The sequence below is a fragment of the Pseudomonas sp. 10-1B genome (assembly GCF_000935045.1).
Lineage (GTDB): Bacteria > Pseudomonadota > Gammaproteobacteria > Pseudomonadales > Pseudomonadaceae > Aquipseudomonas.
Genome location: NZ_JYKS01000071.1, coordinates 1 through 11,215, shown reverse-complemented (window position 1 = coordinate 11,215; position 11,215 = coordinate 1). Strand labels below are relative to the sequence as shown.

General features: G+C 63.2%; 9 protein-coding genes. 3 read left to right on the top strand and 6 right to left on the bottom strand.

The features are described from left to right. Positions 1-81: 81 nt before the first annotated feature. From TZ03_RS26685 to TZ03_RS26670, 4 genes are all read right to left on the bottom strand, one after another. Positions 82-2,172 (bottom strand): putative bifunctional diguanylate cyclase/phosphodiesterase, encoded by a 2,091-nt coding sequence (locus TZ03_RS26685; RefSeq protein ID WP_051101322.1) that lies wholly within the window; start codon positions 2,170-2,172, stop codon positions 82-84. A gap of 414 nt (positions 2,173-2,586) precedes the next feature. Further along, entirely contained in the window at positions 2,587-3,522 is a 936-nt protein-coding gene (catA, locus tag TZ03_RS26680) for a catechol 1,2-dioxygenase (RefSeq protein WP_051101321.1), read from the bottom strand. Between the two features lie 43 nt (positions 3,523-3,565). Then, the gene (gene catC / locus TZ03_RS26675; protein WP_003256111.1) at positions 3,566-3,856 is read right to left on the bottom strand and encodes a muconolactone Delta-isomerase; all 291 of its coding nucleotides are present in this window, start codon (positions 3,854-3,856) and stop codon (positions 3,566-3,568) included. A 91-nt stretch (positions 3,857-3,947) separates the two neighbouring features. Further along, positions 3,948-5,069 (bottom strand): muconate cycloisomerase family protein, encoded by a 1,122-nt coding sequence (locus tag TZ03_RS26670; RefSeq protein ID WP_051101320.1) that lies wholly within the window; start codon positions 5,067-5,069, stop codon positions 3,948-3,950. Positions 5,070-5,205: 136 nt separating this feature from the next. Between TZ03_RS26670 and catR the strand changes: the two genes are divergently transcribed. The 3 genes from catR (at position 5,206) to TZ03_RS26655 (ending at position 8,437) form a co-directional block, all read left to right on the top strand. Continuing rightward, positions 5,206-6,078 carry an HTH-type transcriptional regulator CatR gene (catR, locus tag TZ03_RS26665; protein ID WP_051101319.1) on the top strand — a complete coding sequence of 291 codons (873 nt, stop codon included), beginning with the start codon at positions 5,206-5,208 and terminating at the stop codon, positions 6,076-6,078. Between the two features lie 291 nt (positions 6,079-6,369). Beyond that, positions 6,370-7,137: an SDR family NAD(P)-dependent oxidoreductase gene (locus TZ03_RS26660; RefSeq protein WP_051101318.1), complete on the top strand. Its 768-nt coding sequence runs from the start codon at positions 6,370-6,372 to the stop codon at positions 7,135-7,137. 28 nt (positions 7,138-7,165) lie between these two features. Next, positions 7,166-8,437, top strand: coding sequence for a D-arabinono-1,4-lactone oxidase (locus tag TZ03_RS26655; RefSeq protein WP_051101317.1), 1,272 nt, complete (start codon positions 7,166-7,168; stop codon positions 8,435-8,437). Positions 8,438-8,539: 102 nt separating this feature from the next. Here TZ03_RS26655 and TZ03_RS26650 read toward each other — a convergent pair whose 3' ends face one another. Continuing rightward, a complete protein-coding gene (locus tag TZ03_RS26650) occupies positions 8,540-9,337 on the bottom strand; it encodes a helix-turn-helix domain-containing protein (protein WP_051101316.1) in 798 nt (265 codons plus the stop codon). Between the two features lie 116 nt (positions 9,338-9,453). Further along, complete coding sequence (gene eutH, locus TZ03_RS26645; RefSeq protein WP_051101315.1) at positions 9,454-10,686, bottom strand: ethanolamine utilization protein EutH; 1,233 nt, start codon at positions 10,684-10,686, stop codon at positions 9,454-9,456. Between the last annotated feature and the right edge of the window lie 529 nt (positions 10,687-11,215).

The following is an 11,215-nucleotide window of genomic DNA, read 5'->3' as shown; positions in this document are numbered from 1 at the left end:
GAGCTGGCTTGCCGGCGATGAGGCCAGTCCAGACAAATACAAGACCGTTGCTCCGACAATGGACCGCGCAAGCCGTCATACCTATATAGTGACCTGCTTCAACCGCTCGCTCGCCGGCGCCGGCCGCCCGTACAGGTAGCCCTGAAAGTGCGAACAGCCCTCCGCCACCAACCGGCGCATCTGCTCCTCCGACTCCACGCCCTCGGCCGTGGTCTTGATCATCAGGCTGTTGGACAGGTCGGTAATGGCACGGATGATCGACATCGCCTCACGGCTGTCGCACATGTCATGCACGAACGACTTGTCGATCTTGATCCGGTCGAACGGGAACGAACGCAGGTAACCCAGCGATGAGTAACCGGTGCCGAAATCGTCCAGCGAAATGGACACGCCAAGGTCCTTCAGCGCGCGCAAGGTACGCACGTTTTCCTCGCTGTTGCCCAGCAGCACCGATTCGGTGATTTCCAGCTCCAGGCGCCGCGGCGCCAAGCCCGAGTCGGCCAGCGCCAGGGCTACGGTATGCACCAGGTTGGTATTCTTGAACTGCACCGCCGACAGGTTGACCGACACCGTCTGCTCGCTTTCCCAGCTGGCCGCTTCCTGGCAGGCAAGGTTCAGTGCCCGGGTGCCCAGTTCGTGGATCAGCCCGGTCTCTTCGGCGATGGGGATGAAGTCCATGGGCATGACCATGCCGCGGGTCGGATGCTCCCAACGCAGCAGTGCCTCGTAGCCAGTGACGCTGCTGCTCTGCTGGTCGACCACCGGCTGGTAGTGCAGCTGCAACTGGCCCAGGTGCAGCGCGGTACGCAGGTCGGTTTCCACCAGGCGGCGCTGACGCGCGGCAACGTCCAGCTCGACGTTGAAGCACTCGTAGCGGTTACGGCCGTTGCGCTTGGCTTCATACAGCGCCATGTCGGCGTAACCGAGCAGTTGCTCGGCCTGGTCATTGTCATCGGGGGCGATGGCGATGCCGATGCTTACCCCTACCGTCAACTGATGCCCTTCGATCTGGAACGGCGGGCAAATCGCGTTGATCAGCCGCTGCGCGGTGTTGCAGGCGGCCTCCCGGCCTTCCAGGCTGGTCAACACCACGGCAAACTCGTCGCCGCCCAGGCGGGCCAGGGTGTCGTGCTCGCGCAGCTCGCGGCGCAGGCGCTTGCCCAGGGTGCGCAGCAGCTTGTCGCCGAAGGCGTGGCCCAGGGAGTCGTTGATGTTCTTGAAGTTGTCCAGGTCCAGGCACAGGGTGGCGGTCAGCTTGGCGTTCTCGCTGCCACGCACCAGCGCCTGGCGCAGACGTTCGTTGAACAGCGTGCGGTTGGGCAGCCCGGTGAGCGCATCGTGGTGGGCCATGTGGTGGATCTGCGCGTGGGCGGCCAGCTCTTCGGTAGCATCTTCGGCAACGAACAGCACGTAGTCGTCCTGGCCCTCGCGGTTCTGGCTGAGCAAAGTACGGCTGCGCAGGGTGCGCGGACCACGGGCGGTGTCAACCCGGGTCTCGGCGGCATGGCCCTTGGTGCTGCGGGCGCCACGGGCCAGTTGCTGTTCCAGGTAGTCGGCAGCGGCCGGTGCCAGGCATTCGCCGGGCAAGTGGCCGATCATGCTGCGTTCCGGCCCGCCGAACAGGCATTCGGCCTGCTGATTGGCCAACAGAATGCGCTGGCTTTGCAGGTCCTGGACGATGACGCTGGCCGGGATGTTGGCAATCACCGAATCGAGAAACTGCGACATCTTGGCCATTTCCTGGCTGTACTGCTCGGCCAGTTCCTTGGCCTGCAGCAGCTCCAGCTCCTGGCGCCGCCGTTCGGAAATGTCACGGGTGACCTTGGCGAAACCCACCAGTTGCCCGGCATCGTCGTACACCGCCTCGATCACCACATGGGCGTGGAAGACCGTGCCGTCCTTGCGCAGGCGTGACCCGATTTGTTCAAAGCGCCCGGTGTTGCGCGCCTGTTCCAGGTTAAGCGCGGGCAGCCCGGCAGCGCGCTCGGCATCGGTGTAGAACAATGAGTAATGCTGGCCGACGATTTCCTCGGCATGGTAGCCCTTGGCACGCTGGGCGCCGGGGTTCCAGTTGGTGACGATACCTTCGGGGGTGAGCAGGTAGATGGCACAGTCCACCACGCTCTGGATCAACAGCCGGTACATGATGTCGGGGCTTGCAACTAGCGACATGAACTTTACCTGAACCTTCGAAGGGCATGAAAAGGGACCCCGGCGCGATGCCACCGGATCTTGGACAGCGTTGATGGCATTATGCCGCTGATGACGATTTTGTGAAGTAGTTCACAAAAAATGCCGTTATCCCATTAAAGAACGAACGAAGGTTGGCTGCAGCCCGATGGGCAGCATGGTGTGGGGCTCGGGTAAAAGTCGGATTCTAGATCACCAGCCCCTGACAGCAAAAAGCCCAGGCCCTCCCCGCACGGAAAGGCCCAGGCAAAAAACCGTCAGGACAGTAAATCACTCATCGACGGGCAGAGTCCGCTGTAGGAGCGGGTTTACCCGCGAAGCAGACACCGCGGTGCATGGCACCGGCGTTGCCGGTGTTCGCGGGTAAACCCGCTCCTACAGAGATCGCGTCACGGCTCAGTTGCTTTGCAAAGCCCGCGGGCGATGGCTACGTGCTTCGGCCTGCGGTGCCTTGGCCGCCTGCAGGTGGAAGTCGAACGCCAGCTCGGCGAAACGCTCGCCTTTCACGCCACGATCGCGCGCCGCCGCGGCATCCTCGACAAAGCGCAAATCGCCGATCAGCCCGTCACGGGTGGCATAGGCAAAGTCGTCCCACAGGTACTGGTCACCGGCGAAGTTGATCTGCGTGGTCAGGTGGCGGTGCCCTGGTGCCGAAATGAAGAAGTGCACATGCGCCGGGCGCTGGCCATGGCGGCCGAGCAGGTTCAGGCACTCCTGGGTCGGGCCCTGCGGGTCGCAGCCATACCCCGACGGCACGATCGAACGTGCACGGTAGCGGCCTTCGGCATCGGTGATGATACGCCGGCGCAGGTTGTACTCGGACTGGGTCGAGTCGAAGTACGAATAGGTGCCCTGGGTATTGGCGTGCCACAGGTCGACGGTGGCACCGGCCAGCGGCTTGCCGTCGGCATCGAACACCTGCCCCTGGAGGAACATCACCACGCCCGGGTCGGTGCCGTCGTCCATGCGCGCTTCGCCTTGTGCCAGCGGCGCACCGGCGACGTACAGCGGGCCTTCGATGGTGCGTGGGGTGCCGCCAGTCAGGCCGGCTTCGGCGTCCTTGGCGTCCTGCAGCAAGTCGAGGAAATGCTCGATGCCCAGGCCGGCGGCCAGCAGCCCGGCTTCGTTACGGCCGCCCAGGCGGTTGAGGTAATCGACCGCGTGCCAGAACTCGTCCTCGGTGATTTCCAGGTCTTCGACCAGGCGCGCGGTGTCTTGCAGCACACGCAGGATGATCTGCTTGAAACGTGGGTTGCCTTCGGCGTGGCCAAGGCCCGCCACTTCGTTGAAGAACGCTTGAACGTCGGCAGTGTGGGAAATTTTCACGGTCATCGTGCTTACCTCATATTGTTCTTGTCGGGTAGACGGGCGCGTATCAGCGGTCGTCGCTATGGATCGACGAGGGGTGTCGGCACAGGCCGTCGACCTCAATGTCCATGTACGGGAACAGCGGCAGCTGCATCAGCGTGTCGTGCAGCGCCTCGACGCTGGGTACATCGAACACGCTGTAGTTGGCGTAGTGCCCGGCAATGCGCCACAGGTGGCGCCAGGTGCCTTCGCGCTGCAGGCGCTGGGCCAGTTCCTTTTCGTCGGCCTTGAGCTGGGCGGCCTTGGCCGGGTCCATGTCGACCGGCAGTTTCACGGTCATCTTCACGTGGAACAACATGGGGTTCTCCTTGCGTAGCACTGGATCATTGGTTTACCGGGGACCCTGTGGGAGCGGCTTTAGCCGCTCCCACAGGACCAAGGTGTTCTTTCTAGCGGCGGGCGAAGCGCGCCAGGCGCTGTTCGTCCAGGGTCAGGCCCAGGCCTGGGGTATGTGGAATGTGCAGCTGGAAGTCGCGGTACTGCGGCGGCTCATTGACGATTTCCTCGGTCAGCAGCAGCGGCCCGAACAGCTCGGTCCCCCAAGTCAGCTGGCGCAGGGTGAGGAAGGCATGCGCCGAGGCCAGGGTGCCGATCGAACCTTCGAGCATGGTGCCGCCATACAGGGCGATACCGGCGGCCTCGGCGATTTGCGCAGTGCGCAGCACCGCGCGCGGGCCACCGTTCTTGGCAATTTTCAGGGCGAAGATGCTGGCCGCACCGTCGGCGGCCAGGCTGAAGGCGTCCTCGACGCTTTCGATCGACTCGTCGGCCATGATCGGCGCCGGGCTGCGCTGGTTCAGGCGTACCTGGCCACCGCGGTTGATGCGCGAAATCGGTTGTTCGATCAGGTCGATGCCGTTATCGCCAAGCACCTGGCAGGCGCGGATTGCCTGGGACTCGTCCCAGTACTGGTTGACGTCGACGCGCACACTGGCGCTGTCGCCCAACTCGCGCTTGATCGCCACCACGTGCTTGAGGTCCTGCGCCACCGGGTTGGCGCCGATCTTCAGCTTGAATACCCGGTGACGGCGGATTTCCAGCATGTGCTGGGCTTCGGCGATGTCGCGGGCGGTGTCGCCACTGGCCAGGGTCCAGGCTACTTCCAGGCTGTCGCGCACGCGACCGCCCAGCAGTTCGCTGACCGGCAGGCCCAGGCGCTTGCCCTGGGCGTCGAGCAAGGCGCTTTCGATGCCTGACTTGGCAAAGGTGTTGCCCTTGGCCAGTTTGTCCAGCTTGAGCATGGCGGCGTTGATGTTGTCTGCCGGCAGGCCGATCAGCGCGGGGGCCAGGTGCGCGTCGATATTGGCCTTGATGCCCTCTGGGCTTTCGTAGCCATAGGCAAGGCCGCCGATGGTGGTAGCCTCGCCGACACCTTCTACGCCATCGCTGCAGCGTACCCGCAATACCACCAGGGTCTGCTGCTGCATGGTGTGCATCGCCAGCTTGTGCGGGCGAATGGTCGGCAGGTCGACGATAATTGCATCTATACGTTCAATCAGCGCGCTTGTCATTGTTGCCAGGTCCCGTCAGGTCGGGGCTGCCAATCGCAGGCCCGAATGGTGCATTTACTTGATCGTTCAAGGATTGCGCGAGACCCTGCTTAGCGTCCAATATCAAATGAATCTCCCACCATACCCTGGAGGTCTGATGGAGCTGCGCCACCTGCGTTACTTCAAGGTTCTGGCCGAGACCCTGAACTTCACCCGCGCTGCCGAGTTGCTGCACATCGCCCAGCCACCGCTGAGCCGGCAGATCAGCCAGCTCGAGGACCAGCTCGGTACGCTGCTGGTGGTACGCGAGCGCCCGCTGCGGCTGACCGAGGCGGGTCGTTTCTTCTACGAGCAGACCTGCACCGTGCTGCAGCAGTTGCAGAACATCAGCGACAACACCCGCCGCATCGGCCAGGGCCAGCGCCAGTGGCTGGGCATCGGCTTCGCCCCCTCGACCCTGTACACCGTGCTGCCGGAGCTGATCCGCGAACTGCGCCAGGACAACGAACTGGAGCTGGGCCTGAGCGAGATGACCACACTGCAGCAGGTGGAGGCACTGAAGAGCGGGCGCATCGACATCGCCTTCGGGCGCATTCGCATCGATGACCCGGCCATCCACCAGCAGGTGCTGTGCGAGGACCCGCTGGTGGCCGTGCTGCCCAAGGGCCACCCGCTGGCTGGCAGCCCGCTCAGCCTGGCCCAGCTGGCTGGCGAAGCGTTCATCCTGTACCCGGCCAACCCGCGGCCCAGTTACGCCGACCATGTACTGGCGCTGTTCGCCCACCACGGCATGAGCATCCGCGTCAGCCAGTGGGCCAACGAACTGCAGACCGCCATTGGCCTGGTGGCCGTCGGCGTGGGTGTGACCCTGGTGCCGGCGTCGGTGCAACAGCAACACCGCACCGATATCGAGTATGTCGGCTTGCTGGATAGCGGCGCCGTCAGCCCGATCATCCTCAGCCGGCGCAAGGGTGATGTCAGCCCGATGGTGCAGCGTTGCCTGGCATTGATCGAGCAGCAGAGCCGATGAGCATACTGCCCTCTTGCATTACCTGGACTGGCCTCATCGCCGGCAAGCCAGCTCCCACAGGTACTGCACATGGCTTGAGCTCCATGCGACCGATGTGGGAGCTGGCTTGCCAGCGATGAGGCCAGTACAGGCAGTTCAATGTTGTTAGCCACATAGGCCCTTGCAAACACTGATGCCGCCGTATACCCATCGGTATATGGATGTTCCCGTTGATCTGTTTCATGCTCGGCCACGCGAATCGCGAAACGCCCGGGCTACAAACAATTCGATAAAAATCTTCGGGAGTCGAACATGGCGGGACGTCTCAACGGCAAGGTAGCGCTGATTACTGGCGGCGCGGGCGGCTGCGGGCTGGCTGCATCGGAGTTGTTCGCGGCAGAAGGGGCACGGGTCGGCATCGTCGACCTGCCAGGCAGCAACGGTGCCGAAGTGGCCCGGCAACTGCGCGATGCGGGCCATGAGGTCATTTTTGCACCGGCCGATGTGTCGGACGCACAGCAGGTAAAAGCCGCTGTGGCCGCTGTAGAACAAGCCTTCGGGCACATCACCGTACTGATGAACCACGCCGGCATCCTCTCGGCCGTACCCTTCCTCGACACCAGCGAAGAAGAATGGGACCGGATCATGGCCGTGAACGTGAAGAGCATGTTCCTGGTCACCCGCGCCGTGCTGCCGGGCATGCTCGCAGCCGGCGGCGGCAGCATCGTCTGCACCTCCTCCATCTCAGCCGTGGTCGGCACGCCGATGGAGGTGCTGTATTGCACCAGCAAGGGCGCCACGCACATGTTCGCCCGGGCCATCGCCGTGGAGTTCCGCGACCGCGGCATCCGCGCCAATGCGATCTGCCCCGGTTTCATCGCCACCGCCCACGGCCTGCGCGAAATCGACATGCTGCGCAAGCACGGCGTGGATGTGAGCGAACAGGCCATTGCCGCCGCCCAGGGGCGCCTGTGCCAACCCTCGGAGGTCGCCAGCGCAGCGCTGTTCCTGGCCAGCGACGACGCCAGCTTCGTCAACGGCGCGCACTTGTTTGCCGACAACGGCTACACCGCTCTCTGATTACAAGAACAACCGACAGGAGAACACTGTGACCACCTCTTCCCACAACATGCACATCAATGAATTCGGCCTGGAGCATGCGCACTGGCGCAATTGGGCGGGTAACCAGTCCTGCATCCGCGCGGCACGCGGGGCACCGACCAGCGAGGACGAACTGTGCTCGTTGGTCAGCCAGGCCAGCCGCAATGGCATGAATGTGCGCGTGGCCGGTTCGGGGCATTCCTTTACCCCGGTGGCGCTGACCAACGGCCTGCACCTGACCCTGGCCAACATGAGCGGCGTGCGCCATATCGACCATGAGAAAAAACGCGTCACCGCTGCCGCCGGCACCACCATCAACGCCTTCGGCAAGGCCTTGCGTGCGGCTGGCCTGTCCATGGTCAACCAAGGCGATATCGACAGCCAGTCGATTGCCGGGGCCTTGACCACCGGCACCCACGGCACCGGCCTGACTTTGGGCAACCTGGCCTCGTCCATCGTCGGCATGAAGCTGGTACAACCCAATGGCGAGATCCTGGTGGTCGACGAAAGCACCCCCGACCTGTTGCAGGCTGGCCGGGTGTCGCTGGGCGTGCTGGGCATCGTCTGCGAACTGACCCTGCAGGTGACCGACAGCTTCAACCTGCACGAGCGCATCTGGCGTGAAGACTTCGAAAGCGTGATGGAAAAGCACGATGAACTGGCGCGCAAGCACCGCCATTTCAGCTTCTTCTGGTGCCCCTACGAACAGAGCCGGCATTGCTACTGCCTGCCTGATACTGCAGCCACCTCTACCAGCGGGCGTAGCACCGACGTGTGCGAAGTGAAGGTCATGGACATCACCGACCGCCCGGCCTGGGACAGCGAGTTCGAGAAGGTGGCCTATAGCTCGGATGTGTACCCCATCGAGTACCTACCCAACTTCCATGAGCTGGAATACGCCGTGCCCATTCGCCACAGCAAGGAAGCGCTGCGAGCGGTGCGCAAGCTGATGCTGGAAGACTTCCCCGAGGCCATCTACCCCATCGAGTACCGTTTCACTGCCGGGGATGGGGCATGGATGAGCCCGTTCTTCGAGCAGGACAGCGTGACCATTTCGGTGTCTGGCCAGCCGGGCACCGATTACTGGGACTACCTGCGGGCGGTGGACCAGATCCTGCGTTCGTACGGTGCCAGGCCGCACTGGGGCAAGCTGCACTTCCTCACTGGTGAGGATGTGAGTGCCATCTACCCACGGGCCGAGGACTTCCGCAAGCTGCGTCGGCAGCTCGACCCGCAGGGTATCTACCTGAGCGAGCACCTGAGCCCGCTGTTCAAATAGCCTGCTGCCTTCGCATCCTGGGGCTGCTTTGCAGCCCAATCGCCGGCAAGCCAGCTCCCACACCGACCGCGCTGACCTCAGCCATGCGCGGTCCCTGCTCTATCAGGCCTTGGCCAGGTAATCGATGAACAGGCGGAACAGCTCGGCGTTGCTGGAAATCTCCAGCCGCTGGTAGATGTTGTGCTTGTGCACCTTCACCGTCCCATCGGAAATGTTCAACTGCCGCGCAATCGACGCATTGCTGTGCCCCTGCAACAGCAGCTTGGCAATGAAACGCTGGGTCTCGGTCAGTTGCCCTTGCAGGATCGCGACAAAGGCATCCTCCAACACCACCCCCTCTGGCGCATCGCGCAGGCAATCGGCATAGCGCAACCGGCAATGCTGAGCGAACACCGAGGCCAGCAGCGGCTCCATGGCTGACAGCACGTCCATTTCCGTGGTACTGAAGTCACCGCTGCTGTGGTCACGCATCAGCGAGTAGACGATAGCGACCTGGGGCCGCAAGGGAATGATGAAGCCCACCTCCTCCACCGCCGTGCCATAGTCGGAGGACACGCAGGGGTGGATATCCTTGGAAATGGCGAACCCCGAAGAGAAGAAGCTATCGGGCGCCAGTTCGCTCATGCGCCACAGCCCGGCCGGGTGCTCGTTGACACAGGCGACGTAGAACGGGTCGAGCAGATAGCCACCCCGCACATAGGCATTCAGGGTGCGCTCGCTCACCGTGTGGTTATAGCCGTTATGCACCAGCAGCGCAGGCTGGTTGAACTGGAACAGGTAACCGCAGCTCATCTCGAAGGGCAGCTTGCTGCGCAACAGCGCATCGAGTGCCGGCCCCAACTGCTCGCTGCCGATCGCCTCGATGACGGTCGCCAGCCCTTTTGCCTCATCCTTTGTCATTGTCCACCACGCTCTCATGCATGCAAGGCCCACTGGACCTTACCGCCTCGATCGGCAAAAAGCACAAAATCCGGGGCGCCCTGGGCGCTCCGGATCATGTCGATGACGTTTTTCGCTCAAGACGGCTCGGCCGTCACCTTGAATGCGCCTGCGGCGTCATCCTGGCGCCCCATCTCCTGCGCCTTGGGCACGGCCAGCCAACTGGCCAGCAGCATGGCGATCAGGCCGCCGCTGAGCTTGCCGATCATCAAGGGCAGGATCAACGAGGGCTGGAAGTTGGCGGAGAACGCCATGTGGTCGCCGAAGGTAAAGGCAGCGCACACCGAGAAGGCGATCACCAGCACCTTGTCCTTGGGCGGCATTTCGCTCACCAGGCGGAACATGGCCAGGATATTGGCCGATGCCGCCAGCACCCCGGCCGCACCGACACCCGACATGCCAAAGCGCGCGGCAACCCGCTCGATCGGACGGGCCAGGAAGCGCTTGAGCAGATGCACCATGGGGAACGCCCCACACAGCATCAGGCCGATGTAGCCGGCAATCTCGAGGGCGCGAAACTGGTCATCGGCATCGGCGATGATCGGCGCGAAACCCCAGCTACCGAACAGGCTGCTGAACAGGCCGGTGAAGTACTGCACGATGGACGCCACCAGTACCAGCACCACGGCGATGTACATGAACTGGCCAAGCTTGAGGAACAGGTACACCATCAGCGTCGGCCAGTAGCGCAGCGCCGCCGCCAGGGCGATGCAGAACAGGATCAGCGGCATCAGGTTACGCAGCAGCATCGCCCAGGTGAAATGCAGCGCCTGGCTGGCAGCGCCGGTGGTTGCGATGTCGGGGCGCACGTCCAGGCCCAGTGCCTGCATGGTCATGGCGATGACCATGATGCTCAGCGGGATGGTCAGCAGCCCGGCCATGATGCCCAGGGCCATGTACTTGTGGTCGACCTTGCGCAGCATGGCCAGCCCTACCGGGATGACGAAGATGATCGTTGCGCCGCACTGAAAGCCGGTGATCAGGCCGAGGATCCAGCCTTCGGGGCTCTGCGCCAGGGCTTTGGCCAACTGGTAGCCGCCCATGTCCGAGGCGATGAAGATCGGCCCTGCAATGCCCGGGTCGGCACCGATAGCCTGGAACAGCGGCGCGATCACATGGCTGATACCTGCGGAAATGTACGGGATCGCCGCCATGATGCCGGCCACCGGGATGAAGATCGGGCCGATGCTGTGCAGGCCGGCGATGAACTCCTGGCCCAGCTCGCCCTCGGGATTGTAGATGGATGCCACGGCACCCAGTACCGCGCACACCATGATGACGTAGATGACATAGGTACCGATGCTTTCCATTTGCCGCCTCATTCTTGGAGTTGTGGGGTTGGCAGGACTGAAAGGTCACGGGGGCATCGTTGTTGTTATGGCTTGAGCATGGCGTGCCCCGTCGAGAGGTTAAGCTATGCGGCGGGTGATGGGCTGTCCATATACCGGGAGGTATATGTGGCCTGGTCCGCGAGGTGAAGGCGATTTCGCGGATACCGGTGACCTGAAACCTTGCACAGTCTGCTGTTGCTTTTCTGTGGGAGCGGCCTTGCGTCGCGAAAGGGCCGAATTTTCAAAACCGATGCGGTCTCTGTGGGAGATCACCCAGCCCTATGGGCTGCGCTGTCGCGCAGAGAACTCAATTCGTAAGCGCGACGCGGCCTGTGTGGGAGCGGGCGTGCCCGCGAAGAATCCAACGCGGTGGCTGGCACCGGCTACGCCGGTGTTCGCGGGCACGCCCGCTCCCACAAGGACCCTGCTAAATCAATAAGTTATGTGTTGTTCTATGAGAGTCCACCCGCCGCCTTGGCGCCGCGCTGTCGCGCAGCAAACTGAGGGC